The following is a 22182-nucleotide window of genomic DNA, read 5'->3' on the forward strand; positions in this document are numbered from 1 at the left end:
GCTGGTTTCACGCCGTTGCGGACCGCTTCGCACGTTAGAGTTACCGCACAATCCGTGCCACCCGACCTCATCGGAGGAAAGCGATGTCCCGTCGTGTCCCGTACGCGCCCGGTCCGCCGCCGCGCGCTCCACGGCCGGGACCCGGCGGCCTCGGGGACCTCACACCCGAACTCGTCGAGACCGATGTGTGGACCGACGCCATGGTGCAGGCGGCGGGCATCCCGGTCGTCGACGTCCCGTTCGTCACCGTGGGTTCGGGGATCGGTTCCTTCGTGACCGTCGACTATCTGCGGATCTGTGGCGTTCCGCTCGACCAGATCGCGGTCCTCGGGCCGCAGGACGTGCCGTGGCGCAGCTACGAGTACCTCACCCGGGTGTCGCAGATCCCGCGGGGCGAGCGGCTGCGGTCGGATTCGGCGTCGACACCCGACAACATCTGGGGGTTCCCGTCGTATGCGGTCCGCGAGGCGTGGGCCGACAAGAAGATCAAGCCGCTGTGGAATGTGCTGGTGGAGCCCGTCTTCGCGAACTTCTACACCCCGAGGGCGGGGCAGGCGTTCGAGTCGATGGAGAAGGAGTGCCGGCGCATCGGCTATCTGAAGTCGCTGCATCGCGGGCAGGTTCGCATGATCCGACGCCGCGCGGGCGGCGGCTACTTCACGATCCTCACACCGCCGCAAGGGAGTTCGCCGACCAAGCGGGTCGCCTTCCGCAGCCGCTGGGTGCATGTGGCGATCGGCTATCCGGGAATCAAGCTGCTGCCGGACCTGCAGGCGTTCCGCGAGACCTATCGCGACGCCAGTAAGGTCGTCAACGCCTACGAATCGCACGAACACGTCTACCAGTCGCTGCAGCGCAAACCGGGCACCGTCGTCATCCGCGGCGCCGGGATCGTCGCATCCCGTGTACTGCAACGCCTGATCGACGACCGTGATGCGCTCGGCCTCCAGACGCAGATCGTGCATCTGTTCCGCACTTACTACGACAAACCCCACGGACCGCACATCTTCATGCGGCGCAAGGGCAGAGACGGGTGGGCCTACCAGGGCTTCAACTATCCGAAGTCGGTGTGGGGTGGACAGCTCAAGGCGCGCATGCGCAAACTCGAGGGACACGAACGCGCCGAGGCCTACAAACAGATGGGTGGCACCAACACCCCGGTCCGCGACGACTGGCAGGAACAGCTCGCGCGCGGACGCCGGGAAGGGTGGTACCGGGTGGCGGTCGGCAAGGCCGAGAGCCTGGTGCCGGGACCGGGCGGCCAGGGTGTGGTGACGACCGTGCGCGTCGACCCGCACGCCCCGATCCGACAGGAACACCGGCCGGACGGCACCGTCGAGCTGTACGCCGACTACGTCATCGACTGCACCGGGCTCGAGGCCGACGTGCGCGAACACCGGTTGCTGCGAGACCTTCTCGACCACACGGGCGCAGGGATCAACCCGGTCGGCCGGATGGACGTCGAACGCGACTTCGAGCTGAAGGGCACCCGCAACGGCGACGGGAAGCTGTACGCATCGGGCAGTGCCACCCTCGGCGGGTACTTCCCGGGTGTCGACACGTTCCTCGGTCTGCAGATCGCCGCGCTCGAGATCGTCGACGATCTCGCCCGGCAGGGATTCTGCAAGCGCCTCACCCCGTGGCGGTCGACCGCCCAGTGGTGGCGGTGGATGAACAACAAGGGAGTCGACTGATGCTGCCCACCCTGTGGGGACGGATCCAGACCCGCGTGCTGGTGCTCGGCATCCTCGGCGGGTTGTGGACCATCGTCCTGGTGCCGTTCCTGTGGCTGATCTCCTCGGGTGATCCCACGATCCTCGACGTCTACCGCGTCGCCTTCACGGTGTTGTTCACGGTCATCGTGCTCGGTGTCGCCTGGGAGTTCATCTACCACTTCCTGCAGCAGTTCCGCTGGGAGAAGGACTGGCCCACCCTGTTCGGGCTGCTCACCGCGATCAACGAGGGCATCGTGGTGTGGCTGGTCATCGACGTGACCGGGCTGCTGCCCGAGGAGCTCCGGCCGTCGCCGTTCGTGTTCGCGGTCCAGTTCGTCACCACCTGGCTGCTGGTGTGGGTCGCGGTCAACGGTCCGCTACGAGTGATCTTCCCGCACTGGCGATTCCAAGGAGGACGGTTCCTGTGACCATTCCGGGCGACATCCCGAGCGTGACCCCCACGGTGACGCTGATCCCCGGTGCCGGGATCGTGATCCGCAAACCCGCATTCCTCTGTCTGATCGCGGACACGGTGCCGGCCGCGTTCATCACCGACCTCCTCGACATCGAATCAGCGGTTTCGGTACCGGATTCCGCGCCCCGGCGCGGCCGTCATCTCGTCCGCGCGCTCGCGCAACTCGTACTGACCGCCGACGAGCAGATCGACATCGCCTTCGCCGCACCCGACAACGTCGGGATCGCGATCTTCCTGTCGGGCAGGGTCTACGGGGAGACCGACGGCAAACGGATCGAGCCCGCTCCCGGCGAGACCTACGACAAGGCCGTCCCGTGGCCCTTCGAGGGGCTCGGCCTGTACCTGGAGGGGACCGTCCCGGCCGAGGTCGGCGAGGAACGATTCGACCTCGTCGACGGCGTCGTCCCCGCCTCCGGGGCTCTGCTGCACACGCCGCTGGGTTTGCGCGGCACCGAATTCCATCCGCTTCCCGCCTCGTCGCGGATCCCGGCTCCCGAGGCGGCTGCGCCGCAGCCCGAGCCCGAACCGCAGCCCGAGCCGGCACCGCAGCCCGAGCCCGAACCACAGCCCGAGCCGGAGCCTCAGCCCGAACAGGAACCGGACCAGATGGGGACGACCGAGCGGATGCGACCGGATGTCGACGAACTGTCGCCACCGGCGCATGCCGCGCCGGTGGCGGAGCCCCTGCCGTTCACCTCGACCCCGCTGGGCGGGACCCCGGTGGGGCAGCCGGGGGCCGGTGAGCCACTCCCCACGGAGCCGATGCCGGCCGCGCCCGCGGTCCAGCAGTCGCCGTTCGCCCAGCCCGACCCGTTCGCCGAACATCTCGAACCGCGGGCCCCGTTGCCGAAGGAAGAGCATCAGCGGCCCGCGACCGAGGTCGTGAAGATCGAGGCCTCGCGGGCCAAGGTGCACGGAATCCGATGCTCCCGAGGCCATCTCAACCACCCGCAGTCGTGGCTGTGCGGGGTCTGCGGCATCCGGATGGATCAGCTGACGACCTTCCTCGTCGAAGGTGAGCGCCCGCCGCTCGGCTGGCTCCTACTCGACAACGGCTTCACCTTCCTGCTCGACGAGGACCTGGTCATCGGCCGCGAACCCGGATCATCCGGCGGTGGACGGGCCGGGAGCCCGAAACCGATTCGCGTCCAGGACGAGACCGGACAGCTGTCGCGCCGCCACGTCGAGATCCGGCTGGTCGAGTGGACTGTCCAGCTCGTCGACCTCGGTTCGGCGAACGGCACGTTCGTCGCCGACCCGAGCAGCGGGAACCGGGAGGTGCGCCTGCTCCCGCATCGTCCCCATGTACTGGTTCCGGGGTCGCATGTGCGTATCGGAGGACGCCACTTCATCTTCGAGTCGCACCATGCCCGAATCTGAGACGGCCAGGACCTGACATGGACAAGCACACGGTCGCGTTCCTTCTCCTGGATGTCGCGGTCATCATCGCGGTCGCCCGCGTCGGTGGGATGATCGCCCGTGCGGTGCGCCAGCCGGCCGTCGTCGGTGAGATCGCGGCCGGAATCGCGTTGGGGCCGAGTCTGTTGGGTCTCCTGCCGGGAAACCCCGACGAGTGGTTGTTCCCCGAAGAGGTGCGTCCGCTCCTGGGTGGGCTCGCGCAGATCGGTCTCGTGCTGTTCATGTTCATCGTCGGCCTCGAACTCGACATGCGACTGACGCGAGGTCGTGAGCGTGCGGCGGCGAGCATCTCGGCGTGCTCGATCGTGCTGCCGTTCGGACTCGGTGCGGCGCTGGGACTTCTGCTGTACCCGTCGCACGACACCGTCGGCGGAGTCGAGATCGAACGGCTCGGCATGGTCCTGTTCATGGGCGTCGCGATGTCGATCACCGCCTTCCCGGTGCTCGCCCGCATCCTCGCCGACCGCGGGATGATGCGGACCGTCCCCGGGGTCTTCAGTCTGGCCGCTGCTGCGGTCGACGACATCCTCGCGTGGACCCTGCTCGCGTTCATCATCGCGATCATCGAGGGCGGTGATCCGCTGGAGGTGGCCAAGATCGTCGGGATGACCCTGGTGTACGCGGCGGTCATGTTCGGCATCGTGCGCCCACTGCTGGCCAAGCTGGTCGAGTGGCGGGACTCGGCGGGACGTCTCAGCCCGGACATCCTGGCGGTCATCCTCATCGGGGTGTTCCTGTCCTCGGCGGTCACCGACGTCATCGGCATCCACCAGATCTTCGGTGCGTTCATGTTCGGCGCGGTGATGCCGAAAGTCGGTGCCGAGCAGTTGCACCGGGAGATCCTGGAACGGCTCGAACAGGTCAGCGTGCTGCTGTTGCTGCCGATGTTCTTCGTCGTCACCGGCCTGAGCGTGGACCTCGCGGGCATCGGGCTGTCGGGGCTCTGGCAGTTGGGTCTCGTGCTGGTCGTCGCGATCGCCGGCAAGTTCCTCGGCGCCTACGCGGGTGCGCGGGCCAGCGCGATACCCACGCGGCAGAGCGCGGCGATCGCCGTACTCATGAACACCCGGGGTCTCACCGAACTCGTGATCCTCTCGGCGGGACGCGACCTCGGCGTCCTCAGCGACGACCTCTTCGCGATGCTCGTGGTGATGGCGCTGGTGACCACGGTGCTGACCGAACCGCTGCTCCGCCTGGTGTATCCGGACGTGGTGGTGGCGAACGACATCGCCGCGGCCGAGCGTCGAGCGCTGGCCGCCGCGACCGCACCGCGGGTGCTGGTGGTCCTGCGCGATCCCGGCGGCACGGTCGACGACCTGCGTGCACGGCACCGCCGGTTGCTCGATTGCACAACGGGTTACGACGTCGTGCTGGCGGGTCTGCTCACCGCGACGGACAGCCCGGCGAAGCGCCTCGAGGTCGGTGTGCCGGTGGTGCCCGACTTCGCGGCCATGGCGTCGGTCGTCGAGAAACTGAACCTGCTCGGTGCCTCGCTGACCGGCGCTGGGTCGGTGTCGGTTCTGTGCCGGTTCAGCGCCGACCCGGCCACCGACCTCGACGCGATGACCCGAAACGCCAACGCCGACGTGATCGTCATCGACGCCGCCGATCGCGAGCTCGGTGAGATGCTGCGGGCGGCGCCGGTGGCGATCGTCGACGAGAACGCCTCGGCGGGTGTGGGACCCGGCCGCAGCGTCATCACCTGCGTGGTCGCCGACAACCGCAGCGGTCGCACCGCCGCCGTGGTGGGGGCGGGTCTGGCATTGTTCGGGTCGCGATCTCTCACGATCGTCTCCGCGGGCTCCCGTCGCCGGTGGCTCGCCGACCTGAGACCCGTCGTCGACCGCGGGGTCCGGGTCTCCCTCGTCGAACCGAAGCGTCACCGCGGTGAGGACGGCGCCTTCACGGTCTCCGCCGCCGACGACGACGCCCGCGGGCGTGGCTCGGACACCCCGGTGACCGTCGTCGACAACACCGAGACGAGCGAAGAAGCCCTGGGGGACCGGATGGCCACGCTGTACGCCGAGGCTCCGGCATCCGCCGATTCCACCACGAACGCCACCGACACCACGCAAACCACCGACACCACGCAGACCACCGACGCCGGATCTGCCGCGAAAGAGAGGCACTGACATGGCCACTGTCGAGATCCCGCAACAGCTGGCGGATTTCACCGTGCTCCAGAAGCTGGGAGTCGGCGGCAACGGAACGTTCTATCTCGCCGTACCCCCCGCACGGCTGGGCCTGTCGACCGATCGCGTGGTGGTCAAGGTCTTCAGCGGTGTGTGCAGCGACGACGCCTACCGCCGCGGCGTGCGCGAACTGCGTGCGTTCGCCGCGGTCGCCTCGCCCTACCTGGCCGGTCTGTACGACGCAGTTCTCCAGGGCCAGTTCATGTATGCGATGGAATACTTCCCGCTCGGATCACTCGGCACACCCGCGCGCCCCCTGAGCCGGGACGAGCGGCTCGCCGCGGTCGCCGACGCGGCGCGAGGCGTCGACGCCCTGCACGAAGCCGGCATCGCCCACGCGAACATCACGCCGTCGAGCATCATGGTGACCGAGACCGGCGGGAAGATATCCGATCTCGGGCTCGCCCGGGTTCTCGCGGCGGACGAACCGATCACCAGCTTCGCTCAGCCGGGTGCGGTGCAGTACATGGACCCGGCGCTCCTGGCGGGCGATGTGCCGTCCCGCGCGACGGACATCTGGTCACTCGGCGCCTGTCTGCATCGAGCGCTCACCGACGAGGGGGTGTACGGCCAGGTGCCCGACACCCAGCCGTTGCTGGCGATCCGAGCTGCACTGTCGACGCCACCCGCACTGTCGGAGAACCTGAATCGGGACGAGCGCACGCTGATCGCCAATTGTCTTGCCCTGGCCGGAAGCCGGCCGTCGACCGCGCTGCAGGTCGCCGAGCGGGTCGACGCGCTCCGGGGTCGGTGAGGCGGACTGTCGCTCAGCCGAGTGGTGCGGTGCGCCACCAGGCGTCGAGGATCTGACGTCCCGAATGACCGGGCCATGTGGTGATCACCGTGTACGGCTCACGCGCCGGCGCGACGAAATTGGTGACGACCCAGCCGTCGGCGAGACTGTCCCGGCTCGACGACGCGGGACCGTCCCGCCACTGGATCTCGTCACCCGGAAACCCCTCGAGCGGTGCGGTGACGGTGTCCCGTGCGATGGGTGTGGCCGTGTGCCAGACGACGTAGGTCACCTGCTCGGCGTCGGAGCACGTGATGGCGTCGAGGCCGTCGCGGAACACGGCCTCGCAGGCCGCATCCCGCCAGCCCTGCTGGTCGGGAGAATCGGGCAGCAGTCGCGGAAAGGCGTCGGCGATCGGCGCGACCGCCGGCGGCCACGGTGGTGGCGCGTTGCGGGCGCCGAGGACGATCACCGTGCCCACGCAGATCGCGACCACCACGAGCGCCACCACCAGTGGCGTGAGTGTCGGGCGTCGCGGTGGCGTGTCGGGTCTGTTCTGACGTGTCGGATGGTGGCCGGCGACGAGTTCGGTCGGCCGATCGGGATTCCACGCCGGCTGGAAGGCCCGCGGCGGTGAGCTGATCACCTCGGTCGGTGGCTCCCCGTCCGTGTGAGTCAGGTGGAGGGCGAGGTCGGCGGCCCGGACGAACTCCGCGCAGGTCCGATAGCGGTGATCGGGCTGCGGATCGAGAGCGCGGGCGAGCGCCGAGTGGAAAGCGGGGGATACCGCTCCCGTAATACGGTGTCTGGCAACCGAAGTGGTGCCGGTGAGCAGCTCGACGAGAATTCGGCCGACTGCGGCGACATCGGTTTCCGGGTGCGGGGTGTCCTCATCGTGGGCGGGTGGCGTCAGGCCGAAACCGCGCAGGGTGACGGCACCGGGGCCGGCGATGTCGGAGGCGGTGATCTCCGACGAAGCCGAATCCGGGCGGGCCGAGATCAGGATGTCGGCGGTCGTGAGGCCGCCGTGGACCAGCCCGCGGCGATGTGCGGCGTCGAGGGCGTCTCCGACGGCACCGATGATGCGCACCGCCAGGTCGATGTCGATGCCGTCGGGATGGCGTCGGATCAGTTCGGCGGCGTCGGTGGCGGGTATCGGCGCCGTGGCGACCCACAGCCGGCCGTCGGTCAGTCCGTGGCCGGCGATTCGGGCGATCGCGGGATGTCTGGCGCCGGAAGCCAATTCATTGGAACGTGCGAACCAGTCACGAAAATGTGGATCTGCCGAACGCGCCGGGTCGACCACGGTGAGGACTACGGGTTCGGGTCCGGGTGGGCCGGAGGAAGGGGGACCCGACTGCACCGGGACCGCGCGACAGGTCGTGCTCACCGCGGATTCGTGGAGCACCCGTTCGATGCGGTGACCGGCGACCACCGAGCCGGGAACAACCGAGCCTCGCGCGGGCGAATCGCCGTGACTGGCATCGAAGGACACGCTTGGCTCCCGGTGGTCTGAGAGCTCGAATTGTACCGGCCGGGGCCGGCGCTATTCGGTGTTCGACTCGAACAGCACGGGTGCCGAATTGAACAGCATCACGATGAAGAACACCAGCAGGAACCAGGACCCGCCCTGCCACAGTTGCCATCGGCCACCGGCTTTCCAGACCCGGTACGTCCGCACCAGCATGGCGATCGCACCGATCAGGACCACGACCGGCGCGACGACGAAGAGTGCGTTCTGGAGAGACTGCGACGAGGCGTGTGCGACGATGAGGAGACCGAGACCGAACGCGACGGTGATGGCGATGTGGATCACGATCGCGCGAAAGTCGTTGTTGCCGTTCTTCGGTGTCGGGGAGTTCGGCGTCGGGGAGGTCATGATGACTCCCACGCTACACGCCGCTCGATACCCGGTGAGAAGGACTTAGTGCTCATTGCTGCCCGCGGTCCGCGGGAGCAGGATGAAGTGAGGACCGGCCCCCGGCCGGAGTTTGACGACCGGCCCCGGCCGGGGTCGTGACCAGAGGAGATGAGCGAGGGACATGAACGCGATACTCGTCGGTGTGGACGGTTCCGAGGCGGCCGAAGGCGCGGTGCGGTGGGCGGCGAAGGCCGCGGCGGCGGAGCGGCTCGATCTCAAGATCGTCGGTGCCTATGACGCGAGCACCAGCGACTACGCTCCCGGACTGATCATTCCGCAGGACGTCATCGACGCCATCCGTCAAGACGCGTCGGACGCAGTGCATGCCGCCGCCGCCGTCGCCAAAGAGGTTGCGCCGAACGTCAGCGTCGCGACCTCGATCGTCGACGGTGACGCTGCCCGCGTGCTGCTCGAGTTGGGCAAGGACGCTGCGATGATCGTGGTCGGCACGCGCCGGCTCGGCAGCGTGAAGGGACTGTTCCTCGGTTCGGTGAGCATCAGCGTCGCGGCCCACGCCCACGGCCGGGTGGCCATCGTCGCCGCCGGGGGATCGGACACCGGGCCGGTCGTGGTCGGTGTGGACGGATCGCCGATCAGCGATGTCGCGGTCGCCGAGGCGTTCCGGCAGGCGTCGCTGCGCAACGCGCCGCTGGTGGCCGTCCACACCTGGACGCCGCTGGACGCCGACGCCCTGCACGGCTACGGGATCGGGCCCGAGGAGGTCCAGCGGATGACCCAGGACGCGGTCGAGGTGCTCGCGGAGCGACTGGCCGGATACGCCCAGGACTACCCGGACGTCCGCGTGGAGCGGCACGTGCTGCCGGAGGAGCCGGCGAAGGCGCTGCTGGACGCGGCCGGTACCGACGCCCAGCTCATCGTCGTCGGCAGCCGGGGACGCGGCGGATTCCGCGGACTGATGCTCGGCTCGACCAGCCAGAAGGTGATGCACCAGGCCGAGTGCCCCGTGCTGGTGGTGCGCGGCTGACCAGGTGAGCTGCCTACTATCGACCCATGACGCTGAAGAGACTCGAGCTCTCGGTCGGGGAGCTCGCGCAGCGCGCGGGTATCGCGCCGTCGGCGGTCCGGTTCTATGAGGAACAGGGACTGATCTTCAGCCGGCGGACGGCCGGCAATCAGCGGCGCTACCACCGGGCGATGCTGCGGCGGGTGGCGTTCATCCGTGCCTCACAGGTCGCCGGCATCCCGTTGTCGGTGATCGGGGAGGTGCTCGCCGAACTCGGTGACCACGAGTCCCCGTCGAAGTCGATGTGGGAGGCGGCGTCGAAACGCTGGATGGACGACATCAACCATCGCATCTCCCTGCTGGAGAACATGCGCGACATGATCGGCTCCTGCGTCGGGTGCGGATGCTTGTCACTCGGGGAATGTCACCTGCTCAACCCGGGAGACGAACTGAACAAACTCGGTCCGGGACCGCGTCGTCTCATGACCGAGTGAACGGGAGTCGAGAAACCGTCGGCGGTAGGGTTGCGGCATGGCTCGACCGTCGCGCGTGGCGCTTGCTCTGGGAAGTGGCGGCGCTCGCGGATACGCGCACATCGGGGTGATCGCCGAACTCGAGGCACGTGGCTTCGAGATCGTCACGGTCGCCGGATCGTCCATGGGCGCGCTGGTCGGGGGCCTGTACTGTGCGGGCAAACTCGACGACTACGTCGACTGGATCTCGGGACTGTCGCAGCTCGACGTGGTACGGCTGCTCGACGTCTCACTCACCAAACCCGGCGTCATCGGAGCCGAACGCATTCTCACCCGTGTGCGGGAGATCCTCGGCGACACCGTGATCGAGGATCTGCCGATCCCGTTCACCGCCATCGCGACCGACCTGTTCGCGGGTCGCGCCGTGTGGTTCCAGCGCGGCAATCTCGCCGACGCCCTGCGTGCATCGATCGCGATCCCCGGCGTGATCAGCCCGCATGAGCACAAGGGACGGCTCCTCGCCGACGGCGGCATCCTCGACCCGGTGCCCGTCGCACCGACCTCGGGCGTCCCCAGCGATGTGACGATCGGCGTGATCATCGGCTCCGACGGCGGGCCCGAGACGGGTGCCAGCCGGCAGTCCAAAACGAAAGGCCTGCTCCGACGCAACGTCGCGCCGATCCTCGACAACGAGTTCGTGCGCTCGGTCCGTGACCGCTTCGGTTCGGAGGCCGGTGACGTGGCGGGGACCGAGGGGGCCGACGAGATCGCCCCCGCTGCCACCTCCGACGAGGAGGGAGCTGTCGTGGTCGACACCGGCGCACTGTCACCGGACGCCGCCGGCGAGCCCGGCCGGATGGGTCGCGTCGAGGTGCTCAGCCGGTCGCTCGACATCATGCAGGAGGCGTTGACCCGCTATCAGGTGGCCGGTTATCCGCCCGACGTCCTGATCCGGGTGCCCCGTCGTGCGGTGCGGACCCTGGACTTCCACAAGGCCGCCGAGATGATCGACATCGGCCGTGAACTCACCGCCAAGGCCCTCGACGACCTGCCCGAGATGCCATGAGGCAGATCCCTCGCGGCATCTGGGTGCTGCTGTCGGCCAACGTCGTCATCGCACTCGGCTACGGGTTCATCGCGCCCGCCCTCCCGAGTTTCGCTCGCGCCTTCAACGTCTCGTTCACCGCGGCCACCGCGGTGGTGTCGGCCTTCGCCGTCATGCGGCTGCTGTTCGCGCCGACGGGCGGACGACTCGTGTCGGTGTTCGGCGAACGGCGCATCTATCTGACCGGACTCCTCATCGTCGCCGCGAGCACACTGGCTTGTGCCTTCGCGCAGACATATTGGCAGTTGCTGGTGTTCCGCGGCCTGGGCGGCATCGGATCGACGATGTTCAGCATCTCCGCGATGGCCCTGCTGATCCGGATGGCGCCCAGCGACATTCGCGGGCGGGTGTCGGGCTTCTTCTCCGCGGGTTTCCTGATCGGCAGCATCACCGGACCGCTGATCGGCGCGGCCCTGGTGGGTTTCGGCCTGCGCGTGCCGTTCGTCGTGTACGCGGTCGCGCTTCTGGTCGCGTCCGCGGTCGTGGCCACCCAGCTGCGCGAGGTGATCGCCCCCGACCAGGCCGAGGGCCCGACGGCCGGACTCATCGGCTTCCGGACGGCCTTGCGCGACAGTGCCTACCGGGCCATCCTCGCGTCGAACTTCACGCAGGGCTGGGCGTCGATGGGTGTGCGGGTCGCGGTGGTTCCGTTGTTCATCACCGAGGGGCTCGGTGCAGGCGCCGGTATGGCCGGGATCGTGCTGGCGATCTATGCCGCGGGCAACGTCCTCGCGATCCTCATCGCCGGTCGCCTGTCCGATCGGTTCGGCCGTCGGCCGATCATGCTGCCGGGTCTGACGATCACCGTCGTCGCCACCATCGCACTGGGATTCTCGCCCAACGTCCCCATCGCGCTCGCACTGTCGGTGCTCGCCGGTGTCGGTTCCGGTCTGTTCGCGCCGACTCATCAGGCGGCCCTCGCCGACGTCCTCGGCAATCGTCAGCAGGGCGGATCGGCGCTCGCGGCGTACGGCATGTCCTCGGACCTCGGTGCGGTGACCGGGCCGGTCATCGTCGGATTCGTGGCGGATCGGGTCGGCTTCGGCCCCGCGTTCGTGCTGACCGGTGTGGTCGCGGCGATCGCCCTGGTCGCGTGGCTGTTCGCCCGGGAGACCGCGCCTGCGGTCGTCGGTCAGGGTCCGGCGTTACGGTTGAGCGATGACGCGTGAGGGGCAGCAGGACACCGCGGGCGAGTGGGATTACGCTCTGGGGGCGAACTCGGAGGTCGGCACCCTGCGCGCGGTGATGCTGCACCGCCCCGGTGACGAACTGCGGCGCCTCACCCCGCGCAACAGCGATCAACTCTTGTTCGACGGCCTGCCCTGGGTCGACCGTGCGCAGGAGGAACACGACGCCTTCGCCGAGGTGCTGCGCGATCGCGGTGTCGACGTCTACCTGCTCGGCGACCTGCTGACCGAGACGATCGCACACAGCGGGGCCGCCCGCATCCAGGGAATCGCGGCCGCGGTCAGTGCGCGACGTCTGGGATCTCATCTCGCCGAGGATCTCGCGAGGCACCTGCGGGGACTCGCGCCCGCGGAACTGGCCGACGTGCTGATGGCCGGAATGACGTTCGACGAACTGCCGATCACGCCGTCGGCGGAACGGTCGTCGCTGGTCCGCCGGATGCATCACGGCCCCGAGTTCGCCATCGAGCCGCTGCCGAACCTGCTGTTCACCCGCGACAGTTCGTTCTGGATCGGGTCGCGCTTCGCGATCACCTCCCTCGCGCTGCCCGCGCGAGCGCGAGAGACGTCTCTGACCGATCTGATCTACGCCCATCACCCCCGTTTCACCGGTGCCCGACGCGCCTACGAGTCGCAGGTCGCGCCGGTCGAGGGCGGCGACGTGTTGCTCCTCGCGCCGGGTGTCGTCGCCGTCGGGGTCGGCGAGCGCACCACGCCGGCCGGGGCGGAAGCGCTGGCGCGCAGCCTCTTCGACGACCATCTCGCCCACACCGTGCTCGCCGTGCCCATCCAGCAGGCGCGGGCGTTCATGCATCTCGACACCGTCTGCACCATGGTCGACACCGATGCGGTGGTGATGTACCCCAACATCCGCGACCACATGTCGGCGTTCACCCTGTCCCACGACGCGGCCACCGACGCCGTTCACGTGACGGGGGAACGGCCTTTCGTCGAGGCGGCGGCCGAGGCCATGGGGATCGGCAAACTCCGCGTCATCGACACCGGTCTCGACCCGGTGACCGCCGAGCGCGAGCAGTGGGATGACGGCAACAACACGCTCGCGTTGTCCCCGGGAGTCGTCGTGTCCTACAACCGGAACGTGGAAACCAATCGCCGCCTGCGTGATTCGGGGATCGAGGTGATCGAGATCGAAGGCCGCGAACTCGGCTCGGGTCGCGGTGGGCCCCGGTGCATGTCGTGCCCGTTGGCGCGTGATCTGTTGTGAGGGGACGACAATGACCACATCGCTGCTGGCCCATCTGACCGTCGACCCGGCATCGGACCGGCCACCGTTCGAGCAGGTGCGGCTGCGTATCGTCGAGCTGATCGCCGACGGCACGCTGCTCACCGGTGAGCGCCTGCCGACCGTCCGGGCCCTCGCCGCGCACCTGGACCTCGCCCCCAACACCGTGGCCAAGACATATCGCGAACTCGAGGCGGCCGGCGTGATCGAGACGCGCGGACGCTCGGGTTCCTTCGTCAAGGCGGGGCGCCACGACGCGCAGGACGCCGGTTTCGCGGCCGCGTCGACGTACGTCGGGACCGCCCGTGAGCTGGGACTCGACGACGACACGATCGTCTCGATGGTCCAGCGGGCGTTGCGCGCGACTTGAACAGACGCGCCGACGTTGCTTTGGTGGGGTAATGACAAGTGAACAGACAGCGACGACTCGTCGCGCGCGAGATGGCCAGCGCCGGCGTGATCGGGGGAGTCGGCCCGGGAGCCCACGGATCGATCCGGTGGTCTTCTCGATCACGGCTGCACTCGTCATCGCGTTCGTCGTGTGGGGCATCGGGGACAAGGACAGTCTGAACTCGACCACCGGTGAGATCCTGAGCTGGATCACCACCAACCTCGGCTGGCTGTTCATCCTCTCCGCAACCGGATTCGTGATCTTCGCGGTGTATCTGGCGGTTTCCAAGTACGGACGAATCCCGTTGGGGCTCACCGGGGAGAAACCTCAGTTCCGTACCATCAGCTGGATCGCGATGATGTTCAGCGCCGGAATGGGAATCGGCCTGATGTTCTTCGGTGCCTACGAACCGCTGTACCACTTCGCAAGTCCGCCACCGGAGATCGATGCCGGCGATGTCCGGACGGCAATGGCGACGACCATGTTCCACTGGGGCTTCCATCCGTGGGCGATGTACGCCGTCGTCGGACTCGCCCTCGCCTACAGCACCTTCCGGCTCGGCCGGACGCAGCTGATGAGCGCGGTGTTCACGCGTCTCCTCGGCCCACGCGTCTCGCACGGTCCCGCGGGCAAGCTCATCGACATCCTGGCCATCTTCGCGACCCTGTTCGGCACCGTCGCCTCATTGGGCTTGGGCGCCTTGCAGATCGGTTCCGGTCTGGACAAGGTCGGCTGGGTCAACGAACCGACCAAGCTCCTGCTGGTCGCGGTCATCGCGATCCTCACCGCAGCGTTCGTGGCCTCCGCGGTGTCGGGTATCGCGCGCGGCATCCAGTGGCTGTCGAACATCAACATGGTGCTCGCCGTGGTGCTCGCGGCCTTCGTGTTCGTCGTCGGACCCACGATCTTCATCCTCAATCTGCTGCCGACGACCCTGGGCGCCTACGCCACCGACCTCACCACCTTCGCGGGCCGTTCGGACGCCACGGTGACCTCCGACGCGGGCCGGCAGTGGCTGGCCGACTGGACCATCTTCTACTGGGCATGGTGGGTGTCGTGGACGCCGTTCGTCGGCATGTTCCTGGCCAAGATCAGCCGGGGCCGGACGATCCGTGAGTTCGTGATCGGCGTCACGGTGGTGCCCACGACCGTGTCGCTGGTCTGGTTCTGCGTGTTCGGCGGCACCGCGATCCGGCAGCAGACCGACGGTGTCCTCGACTTCGACCCGGCCACGGCGGCGAGCGAGGACACCCTCTTCGACGTACTGGCTCACCTGCCGTGGACCGGTGTCGCCTCGGCACTGGTGATGGTGCTCGTCGGGATCTTCTTCGTCTCCGGAGCCGACTCGGCCTCGCTCGTGATGGGCACCCTGTCCCAGCGTGGCGTCGAACATCCCTCGCGCGCGCTGACGGTGTTCTGGGGCGTGCTCACCGGTGTCGTGGCGGCGTTGCTCCTCGCGATCAGCGGTGACGACGCACTCGACGGCATCAAGACGATGGCCATCATCGCCGCCTTGCCGTTCGTCGTGGTGATGATCGGCATGTGCCTGTCGCTCTACCTCGACCTCCGGCGCGACCCGCTGATCGTGTCTCGTCACGTCTTGTCGGCTCAGGTCGATCAGCACGTCCACGAACAGGCCGTGGCGATCGCCACCGGTGAACTCGAGTCGATCGACGCCGACGCCGTCAAGCACCTGGAGAAGATCGATCCGGGCTACGTCGAGCAGGTCGGTACGGGTGTCGCCCACCCGCTGGGCGAGGCGCACCACGCCGACACCGAGCAGGGCGTCGAGCCCCAGAAGTAGTCGCGCTCAGCCCCAGCTCGGCAGCCAGATCTGCTGCCGCCAGAGTCCCGGCGAGATCGGGGAGGCGGTGAGGATCGGCCACAGCCACACGAAGTTGGTGACCACGAGTGCCACGTAGACGGCGACCACGATGATCGACAGCACCCGGCGCTCGGGTCGGGCGCGGGCCGTGGTCGCCGTCGAGCGCAACAGATCGCCGCAACACAAGGCGAGGCCCATGACGAGGAACGGGGCCAGGGCGGTCGCGTAGAAGAAGTACATCTGGCGGTCGAGGGACAGGAACCACGGCAGGATGCCCGCACCGTAGCCGACGAGCACCGCCGCGTAGCGCCAGTCGCGGCGGACGACCCACGACCACAGACCCCACAGCAACATGGGCAGTGCGAGCCACCACAGGGCGGGCGGTCCGATCAGCATCTGGGCGCGGACGCACTCGCCCCCGCCGCACTGATCGGGGCCGTTCTCGAGTGCGTAGAGCATGGGGCGCAGGCTCATCGGCCAGGTCCACGGCTTTGATTCCCATGGATGGTGATTGCCCGCGGAGTTGGTCAGTCCCGCATGGAACTGGAGAATCCCGGCCTCGTAGTACCAGAGCGACCGCCACGCCCCCGGCACCCAGGCGAAGGTGCCGCCGGTGCCGATCGCATTGCCCTCGGAATAGCGGTAGACCGCGGTCTCGCTGTTGAACCACGGGATGTAGGTCAGGAAGTAGATGACGACCGGCATCACCGCGAGGCTCGCGCCGGCGGGCACGACGTCACGGACGATCGTGCCGACCCACGGTCGCCGCACGTGGTACGCGCGCCGCGCCGCGACGTCGAAGCCGATCGCGAGGACGGTGAAGAAGATGACGTAGTAGACGCCCGACCACTTGGTTCCGCAGCTGAGTCCGAGCATCACCCCGGCGGTGAAGCGGTACCAGCGGAATCCGAGCCGTGGACCGAACCGGCTGTCGTCCATCCGGCCCTCGAGGTAGACGCGGTACATCCGCTCGCGGACCTGGTCGCGGTCGGCGAGGAGCGCGGCGAAGGCGGCGACGATGAACAGGGTCTGGAAGATGTCGAGCATCCCCATCCGGGACTGCACGAACAGCACCCCGTCACAGATCGCGAACACGCCGGCGACGGCACCGACCAGAGTCGACCGCGTGAGCCGGCGCACCGCGCAGTAGACGAGGACGACGATGAGGACACCGGAGATCGCCGGCGCGACCCGCCAGCCGAGCGGACCGTACCCGAAGGCGGCCTCGGAGGCGGCGAGCATCCACTTGCCGACCGGAGGATGCACCACGAGCCCGTATGCCGGATTGTCCTCGATCGAGTTGCCGCCGGTGAGGACCTGCCATCCCTGCGGCACGTAGTGCTTCTCGTCGAAGACCGGCGTGCCCTTGTCGGTGGGGTGACTCAGGTTCCAGAAGCGGGTGAGGGCGGCGATGAGAGCGATGACGACACCCACCACCAGGCCGCGACCACGGTCCGGGGCACCGAACAGCGCCGCCGGGACCTCCGGTCCCAGACGACGAGGCGGGACCGCCGCGGGGACCGGGACACCGACGGGCACGGCGGTGTCACGCGCGGCGGTCATGGTCACCCGCTCGATCCTAGTGGGCCCTCGTAAGCTGGCTGACGATGAATGCCGCCCAGCCCGACACACAGTCCACCGACCACCCCCGGTCTGCCGTGCCCGGGACGAGCGGACGGCTGGTGCTGGCCGCCACCCCGATGGGACAGGTGGACGATGCGTCGCCCCGGCTGAGGGCGGCGCTGCAGACGGCCGACATCGTCGCCGCCGAGGACACCCGCCGCACCCGGTCGCTCGCCGCCGCGCTCGGCGTCGAGATCGGCGGACGCGTCGTCAGCTACTACGACCAGGTGGAGGCCGCCCGGACACCGGGCCTCGTCGAGGCGATCGCCGGCGGTGAGACGGTCCTGCTGGTCACCGATGCCGGGATGCCCTCGGTCAGCGACCCCGGCTACCGGATCGTGGTGGCCTGCGCCGAGGCGGGTCTGCCCGTGACGGCATTGCCGGGACCCTCGGCGGTGACGACGGCACTCGCGGTGTCGGCGCTGCCGTCGGAGCGGTTCTGTTTCGAGGGCTTCGCGCCACGCAAGCCGGGTGCCCGTGCGGAATGGCTGCGCGAGCTGATCGCCCAGCCGCGCACCGCCGTCTTCTTCGAGTCGCCGCACCGGCTGGCGGACACGCTCGCCGCGGCGGCCGAGATCCTCGGACCCGATCGGCGCGGCGCGGTGTGCCGGGAGATGACGAAGACCTACGAGGAGGTCCGCCGCGGTGGTCTGGCCGAACTGGCCGGGTGGGCGGCCGGCGGCGTCAAGGGCGAGATCACGGTCGTCATCGCCGGCGCGGTGGCCGCCGAACCCGACATCGACGAACTGGCCGACCGCGCCGAGAAACTGGTGGCGGGCGGGATGCGGCTCAAGGATGCCTGCGCGGAGGTCACGCAGGGTTCGAGTGCCTCGCGACGCGACGTCTACCAGTCGGTTCTCGATAGGCGTCGAGCTGATCCGAGCTGACCCGCAGCTCGACGCGCGGCGCCAGCCGGTAGGGCCGGCTCGAGACGAGCGCGCCGACCACCCGGCGCAGGCGCGACAACTCGGCACGCACGCTCACGGTGTGGTTCTGGTCGCCGAACAGCAACTGGCTCAACTGCTGTGAGGTGAGTCCATGGTCGCCCGCGTCGGCCAGCAGCAACAGGATCTGCGCGTGGCGCCGGGTGAGCACCGTACGCCACGGGTCGTCGTCACCGGTGACCGTGATCGTCGGCTCGCCGTCGAGGTCGAGTTCGGCGATGACCGGACCCGAGGGGCCTGCCGGACGCACGAGCCAGCCCATCCCGAGTCGTTCGACGACGCACATCCCGAGTCCGGGCACGAACTGACGCATGTCCACCGTCGGCGCGGCGACCCGGACCGGCGGCGTGCACCCGCGGCCCTCGGCCACCCAGCCGTCGTCGTCGATGAGTAGACCGGGCCCGTGCAGGCCGGCGAGCTGGGCACGGCCGTGGTAACGGAGGTCGGCGAGGGTGCGCTGATGGGCGAGAGTCACCTCGTGCTCGCTCAGTGCCGCCAGGGCGTTCGTGAACGCCGAAGCCGCGGGCTGCATCTGCATCGCCGGTCCGGCCAGCCCGGCGACCGCGACCATCTCACCCGTGCGCGGATCGTGGACCGGCGTCGCGGTGCAGTACAGCCCGTGCAGGGATCGGCTGTAGTGCTCCGCGCCGAAGACGCGGCTGGGTCGCCGGTGGCGGATCGCCAGGCCCACCGCCGTCGTCGCCGCGGAATCCTCATCCCACCGGCTTCCCTCGACGAGGCCGAGCCGGTTCGCCTCGGGCAGCACCGCGCGCGAGCCGCCACGCCACAGCATCACCCCGTCGGTGTCGAAGATGCCCAGTGCCATCAGCGGGTCGTCGGCCGACTGGGCGAACACCCGCTTGAGAGAGTCCACCGAGTGGCGGAGCGGATGCGCGGACCGGCGGGCTTCGAGCTCGTCGCGGTCGATCCGTCCGCGGTGGTGGTCGTCGAGCGTGGAGGGATTGTCCGCGGCCTTCACCCGGGTCCAGGACTCGGCCACTTCATCCGCGAATCGGGGAGGCGGCGTCGCACCCGACATGATCGCCTCGCGGTCGCGATTGATCTCCCGGGCCAGCTCCGTGAGATCGGTGGTCGTCCGGATGGACAAAGTCATGGGAGAAATATTACCCAAATCGCCAATCAAGTCCGGTATTTGCGATCCTGCAACGTCTGCGTCCGGTCGCCGGCAACGATGCTGGCAGCCTTGTCGAGACACTCCTGCCACTCGTCGTCCGGGACGGAATCAATGGTGATTCCGCCACCGACACCGAGTGCGATGCCGCCGTCCGGAGCGATCTCGACCGTGCGGATCGCGACGTTGAGATCGAGGGCGCGGTCGGGTCCGGCGACGCCGATCGCGCCGCAGTAGACGCCCCGGGCGCTGCTCTCCCAGTCGGCGAGCAGCTCCATCGCACGCAGCTTGGGCGTACCGGTGACCGATGCGGGCGGGAAGGTGGCGTCGAGCACCTCGGCGGTGCCCGTGCCGGGCCGCACGATCGCCTCGACACGCGAGACCAGGTGCCAGACGCCGGGCGCGGGCACCACCGACAGCAGTTCGGGCACCCGGACGCTGCCGGTGACGGCGATCCGTCCCAGGTCGTTGCGGACGAGGTCGACGATCATGATGTTCTCCGCGATGTCCTTCGCGGAGGCGGACAGGGCGTCGGGGTCGGCGTGCGCAGGCAGGGTCCCCTTGATCGGCGAGGAACTGATGATGTTCCCGGTGCGCCGCAGGAAGGTCTCCGGTGACAGGCTGGCGACCGTACCCCAATCACCCTGGAGGAAAGCCGCTTTCGCGGGGGTGGTGGCACCGGCGAGGTCGGCGAAGAAGTCCACCGGCCGACCCGACAACGTGCCGGTGAACCGCGTGCACACGCATGCCTGATACACCTCGCCGGCGCGGATCGCGTCGAGACAGCGATCGATCGCGGCCAGATGCGGTTCGCGCGCCGGCGGTGTCCAGTCGGTCGTCGTCGGCTTCCCCTCACCGGGATGCGGGGCGTCGAGTACGGCGTACGCCCAGTCGGGGAGGCCGGTGCCGAGGGTCGACCACACGCCGTTCCGCAGGACGAGGACGCCGTCGGTGAGACCCCCGGCGGTCGACGGCAGCGACGCCTCCTCGGCGCGCACGGGGAATCCGAGGTAGCCGAACCAGAAGCGGTCGGGGTCGTCGGGCGGGGTGCAGCCCGGGACGACCTCGATTGTCGGAGCGATCACCGCGTCGGTGTCCAGCCAGTCGCCGATCAGCGCTGCGGGCGGTGGGAGTCCCCGGGTGCGGGTCTCGGCATGGAGAGCCCGGAGCGCATCGAGCGCGGACGCGGCCATGTGCGGCGAGGGCGGGTCAGTTCTCGTACCGCGGGAACACCGGCGACGGTTTGGGCAGTGCGACGCCCGGTGCCAGCCGGGTGGTGACGGCGCTGAACTGGCGGTCGTCGCCGACGGCGAGCAGATCGAGGATCTTGTTCGACGACTCCGGCATCACCGGCTGGCTCAGCACCGCGACGATGCGGACCACCTCGGCGCACACATAGAGCACGGTGCCGGTGCGGTCGAGGTCGGTCTTCGCGAGCTTCCACGGTTCCTGCGACGAGATGTACCGATTGGTCTCGGCCAGCGTCGACCACAGCGCCTCGAGTCCGAGGTGGATGGCCTGGTTGTCGAAGTGCTCGCGGACGGTCTCGAGCAGCGAGTCGGCCCGGTCGAGCAGCGCGCGGTCGGTGTCGGTGAGTTCACCGGTCGCCGGCACCACACCGTCGAAGTACTTGCCGATCATCGACAGGGTGCGCTGGGCGAGGTTGCCGAACTCGTTGGAGAGGTCGGCGTTGATGCGCGACACGATCGCCTCGGCGGAGTACGACCCGTCCTGGCCGTAGGACACCTCGCGCAGGAAGAAGTAGCGCACCGGGTCGAGACCGAACTCGTCGATCAGGTTCTCCGGGTCGACGACGTTGCCGACCGACTTGGACATCTTCTCGCCCTTGTTGAACAGGAAGCCGTGCGCGAAGACCCGCTTGGGCAGCTCGACGCCCGCGCTCATCAGGAAGGCGGGCCAGTACACGCAGTGGAACCGGATGATGTCCTTGCCGATGATGTGCAGGTCGGCGGGCCAGAACCGCTCGAAGGTCGCCGGATCGTCGGGAAACCCGACTCCGGTCAGGTAGTTGGTCAGCGCGTCGACCCACACGTACATGACGTGTTCGGGGTGGCCGGGGACCCGGACGCCCCAGTCGAAGGTCGTCCGCGACACCGACAGGTCGGTGAGCCCGCCCTTGACGAAGCTGATGACCTCGTTGCGCCGCGCGTCGGGACCGATGAAGTCGGGCTGTGCCTCGTACAGCTCGAGGAGCTTGTCCTGGTAGGCCGACAGCCGGAAGAAGTACGTCTCCTCCTCGGTCCAGGTCACCACGTGACCGGTGTCGGAGGCGACGCGCTCGCCGGCGTCGTTGACCTCGGTGTCGGCCTCGGCGTAGAACGTCTCGTCACGGACGTCGTACCAGCCGGAGTACTTGTCGAGATAGATGTCGCCGCGGTCGCTCATCCGCTTCCACAGCTCTTCCGACGCCCGCTTGTGATCGGCGTCGGAGGTGCGGATGAAACGGTCGAAGCTGGAGCCGAGGCGTTCCTGCAGCGACTGGAACCGGTCGGAGTTCCGGTTGGCGAGTTCGGCGGTGGGGATGCCCTCGGCCAGCGCGGTCTGCTGCATCTTCTGGCCGTGGACGTCGGTGCCGGTGAGGAACCGGACGTCGAAACCGTCGAGGCGCTTGAACCGTGCGAGGGCATCGGCGGAGATGTACTCGTAGGCGTGCCCGATGTGCGGTGCGCCGTTGGGATAAGCGATCGCGGTGGTGAGGTAGTACGGGCGCCCCGCACCGTACGAGGTGCCGTCCTCGGCCGTGCCGGACAGATCAGGGCTGGTCAGATCGGGTGCCATAGTGCTCCACAGAGTACCGACCGGCGGCCGGTGACAGCCAA

Annotated in this window: 19 protein-coding genes; 13 read left to right on the forward strand and 6 right to left on the reverse strand. The window is 68.7% G+C overall.

What is annotated here, in order from left to right; genetic code table 11:
• Positions 1 to 83: 83 nt before the first annotated feature.
• From IHQ52_RS10070 to IHQ52_RS10090, 5 genes are read left to right on the forward strand one after another with little or no spacing between them, the layout of a single operon-like run.
• A complete protein-coding gene (locus tag IHQ52_RS10070) occupies positions 84 to 1694 on the forward strand; it encodes an FAD/NAD(P)-binding protein (protein ID WP_006437107.1) in 1611 nt (536 codons plus the stop codon).
• The gene (locus tag IHQ52_RS10075) at positions 1694 to 2143 is read left to right on the forward strand and encodes a hypothetical protein (protein WP_006437106.1); all 450 of its coding nucleotides are present in this window, start codon (positions 1694 to 1696) and stop codon (positions 2141 to 2143) included. The genes IHQ52_RS10070 and IHQ52_RS10075 overlap by 1 nt, the downstream gene beginning before the upstream one ends.
• A complete protein-coding gene (locus IHQ52_RS10080) occupies positions 2140 to 3570 on the forward strand; it encodes an FHA domain-containing protein (RefSeq protein WP_006437105.1) in 1431 nt (476 codons plus the stop codon). Before IHQ52_RS10075 ends, IHQ52_RS10080 begins: the two co-directional genes overlap by 4 nt.
• Positions 3571 to 3587: 17 nt before the next feature.
• Complete coding sequence (locus IHQ52_RS10085; RefSeq protein WP_006437104.1) at positions 3588 to 5741, forward strand: cation:proton antiporter; 2154 nt, start codon at positions 3588 to 3590, stop codon at positions 5739 to 5741.
• Between the two features lies 1 nt (position 5742).
• Entirely contained in the window at positions 5743 to 6555 is an 813-nt protein-coding gene (locus IHQ52_RS10090; RefSeq protein ID WP_006437103.1) for a protein kinase domain-containing protein, read from the forward strand.
• 13 nt (positions 6556 to 6568) lie between these two features.
• Here IHQ52_RS10090 and IHQ52_RS10095 read toward each other — a convergent pair whose 3' ends face one another.
• On the reverse strand, positions 6569 to 8029 hold the full coding sequence (locus IHQ52_RS10095; RefSeq protein ID WP_006437102.1) for a serine/threonine-protein kinase: 1461 nt from the start codon (positions 8027 to 8029) through the stop codon (positions 6569 to 6571).
• Positions 8030 to 8080: 51 nt separating this feature from the next.
• Complete coding sequence (locus IHQ52_RS10100) at positions 8081 to 8413, reverse strand: hypothetical protein (RefSeq protein ID WP_006437101.1); 333 nt, start codon at positions 8411 to 8413, stop codon at positions 8081 to 8083.
• Between the two features lie 163 nt (positions 8414 to 8576).
• Here IHQ52_RS10100 and IHQ52_RS10105 point away from each other — a divergent pair, with 163 nt between their 5' ends.
• The 7 genes from IHQ52_RS10105 to IHQ52_RS10135 are packed head-to-tail and all read left to right on the forward strand — an operon-like array spanning position 8577 to position 15622.
• Positions 8577 to 9440 carry a universal stress protein gene (locus IHQ52_RS10105; protein ID WP_006437100.1) on the forward strand — a complete coding sequence of 288 codons (864 nt, stop codon included), beginning with the start codon at positions 8577 to 8579 and terminating at the stop codon, positions 9438 to 9440.
• Between the two features lie 26 nt (positions 9441 to 9466).
• On the forward strand, positions 9467 to 9913 hold the full coding sequence (gene soxR, locus IHQ52_RS10110; RefSeq protein WP_006437099.1) for a redox-sensitive transcriptional activator SoxR: 447 nt from the start codon (positions 9467 to 9469) through the stop codon (positions 9911 to 9913).
• 37 nt (positions 9914 to 9950) lie between these two features.
• Positions 9951 to 10958, forward strand: coding sequence for a patatin-like phospholipase family protein (locus IHQ52_RS10115; protein WP_006437098.1), 1008 nt, complete (start codon positions 9951 to 9953; stop codon positions 10956 to 10958).
• The gene (locus IHQ52_RS10120; protein WP_006437097.1) at positions 10955 to 12166 is read left to right on the forward strand and encodes an MFS transporter; all 1212 of its coding nucleotides are present in this window, start codon (positions 10955 to 10957) and stop codon (positions 12164 to 12166) included. Before IHQ52_RS10115 ends, IHQ52_RS10120 begins: the two co-directional genes overlap by 4 nt.
• Positions 12156 to 13409 carry an arginine deiminase gene (arcA, locus tag IHQ52_RS10125; protein ID WP_006437096.1) on the forward strand — a complete coding sequence of 418 codons (1254 nt, stop codon included), beginning with the start codon at positions 12156 to 12158 and terminating at the stop codon, positions 13407 to 13409. The genes IHQ52_RS10120 and arcA overlap by 11 nt, the downstream gene beginning before the upstream one ends.
• Positions 13410 to 13419: 10 nt before the next feature.
• On the forward strand, positions 13420 to 13797 hold the full coding sequence (locus tag IHQ52_RS10130) for a GntR family transcriptional regulator (RefSeq protein ID WP_006437095.1): 378 nt from the start codon (positions 13420 to 13422) through the stop codon (positions 13795 to 13797).
• Between the two features lie 31 nt (positions 13798 to 13828).
• Positions 13829 to 15622: a BCCT family transporter gene (locus IHQ52_RS10135; RefSeq protein WP_006437094.1), complete on the forward strand. Its 1794-nt coding sequence runs from the start codon at positions 13829 to 13831 to the stop codon at positions 15620 to 15622.
• Between the two features lie 6 nt (positions 15623 to 15628).
• Here IHQ52_RS10135 and IHQ52_RS10140 read toward each other — a convergent pair whose 3' ends face one another.
• A complete protein-coding gene (locus IHQ52_RS10140) occupies positions 15629 to 17212 on the reverse strand; it encodes a dolichyl-phosphate-mannose--protein mannosyltransferase (protein ID WP_006437093.1) in 1584 nt (527 codons plus the stop codon).
• Between the two features lie 38 nt (positions 17213 to 17250).
• Between IHQ52_RS10140 and rsmI the strand changes: the two genes are divergently transcribed.
• A complete protein-coding gene (gene rsmI / locus IHQ52_RS10145) occupies positions 17251 to 18153 on the forward strand; it encodes a 16S rRNA (cytidine(1402)-2'-O)-methyltransferase (RefSeq protein ID WP_006437092.1) in 903 nt (300 codons plus the stop codon).
• On the opposite strand, the gene IHQ52_RS10150 is transcribed toward rsmI, so the two are convergent.
• Genes IHQ52_RS10150 through metG form a run of 3 tightly spaced genes read right to left on the reverse strand, consistent with a single transcriptional unit; the run spans position 18077 to position 22141 of the window.
• Positions 18077 to 19324, reverse strand: a complete 1248-nt coding sequence (locus IHQ52_RS10150; protein ID WP_006437091.1) for a helix-turn-helix domain-containing protein — start codon at positions 19322 to 19324, stop codon at positions 18077 to 18079. The genes rsmI and IHQ52_RS10150 overlap by 77 nt on opposite strands.
• A 26-nt stretch (positions 19325 to 19350) precedes the next feature.
• Positions 19351 to 20535 carry an aminodeoxychorismate synthase component I gene (locus IHQ52_RS10155; protein WP_006437090.1) on the reverse strand — a complete coding sequence of 395 codons (1185 nt, stop codon included), beginning with the start codon at positions 20533 to 20535 and terminating at the stop codon, positions 19351 to 19353.
• A gap of 16 nt (positions 20536 to 20551) precedes the next feature.
• Positions 20552 to 22141: a methionine--tRNA ligase gene (metG, locus tag IHQ52_RS10160; RefSeq protein WP_006437089.1), complete on the reverse strand. Its 1590-nt coding sequence runs from the start codon at positions 22139 to 22141 to the stop codon at positions 20552 to 20554.
• Positions 22142 to 22182: the final 41 nt, after the last annotated feature.

This window comes from Gordonia amicalis (genome assembly GCF_022059885.1).
GTDB classification, from domain to species: domain Bacteria; phylum Actinomycetota; class Actinomycetes; order Mycobacteriales; family Mycobacteriaceae; genus Gordonia; species Gordonia amicalis.

Coding starts and splice junctions, on each gene's coding strand:
- IHQ52_RS10090 (WP_006437103.1), top strand. CDS start 5,743: ATGGCCACTGTCGAGATCCCGCAACAGCTGGCGGATTTCACCGTGCTC.
- rsmI (WP_006437092.1), top strand. CDS start 17,251: ATGAATGCCGCCCAGCCCGACACACAGTCCACCGACCACCCCCGGTCT.
- IHQ52_RS10100 (WP_006437101.1), bottom strand. CDS start 8,413: ATGACCTCCCCGACGCCGAACTCCCCGACACCGAAGAACGGCAACAAC.
- IHQ52_RS10135 (WP_006437094.1), top strand. CDS start 13,829: ATGACAAGTGAACAGACAGCGACGACTCGTCGCGCGCGAGATGGCCAG.
- IHQ52_RS10105 (WP_006437100.1), top strand. CDS start 8,577: ATGAACGCGATACTCGTCGGTGTGGACGGTTCCGAGGCGGCCGAAGGC.
- soxR (WP_006437099.1), top strand. CDS start 9,467: ATGACGCTGAAGAGACTCGAGCTCTCGGTCGGGGAGCTCGCGCAGCGC.
- IHQ52_RS10115 (WP_006437098.1), top strand. CDS start 9,951: ATGGCTCGACCGTCGCGCGTGGCGCTTGCTCTGGGAAGTGGCGGCGCT.
- arcA (WP_006437096.1), top strand. CDS start 12,156: ATGACGCGTGAGGGGCAGCAGGACACCGCGGGCGAGTGGGATTACGCT.
- IHQ52_RS10070 (WP_006437107.1), top strand. CDS start 84: ATGTCCCGTCGTGTCCCGTACGCGCCCGGTCCGCCGCCGCGCGCTCCA.
- IHQ52_RS10075 (WP_006437106.1), top strand. CDS start 1,694: ATGCTGCCCACCCTGTGGGGACGGATCCAGACCCGCGTGCTGGTGCTC.
- metG (WP_006437089.1), bottom strand. CDS start 22,141: ATGGCACCCGATCTGACCAGCCCTGATCTGTCCGGCACGGCCGAGGAC.
- IHQ52_RS10085 (WP_006437104.1), top strand. CDS start 3,588: ATGGACAAGCACACGGTCGCGTTCCTTCTCCTGGATGTCGCGGTCATC.
- IHQ52_RS10120 (WP_006437097.1), top strand. CDS start 10,955: ATGAGGCAGATCCCTCGCGGCATCTGGGTGCTGCTGTCGGCCAACGTC.
- IHQ52_RS10155 (WP_006437090.1), bottom strand. CDS start 20,535: ATGGCCGCGTCCGCGCTCGATGCGCTCCGGGCTCTCCATGCCGAGACC.
- IHQ52_RS10130 (WP_006437095.1), top strand. CDS start 13,420: ATGACCACATCGCTGCTGGCCCATCTGACCGTCGACCCGGCATCGGAC.
- IHQ52_RS10150 (WP_006437091.1), bottom strand. CDS start 19,324: ATGACTTTGTCCATCCGGACGACCACCGATCTCACGGAGCTGGCCCGG.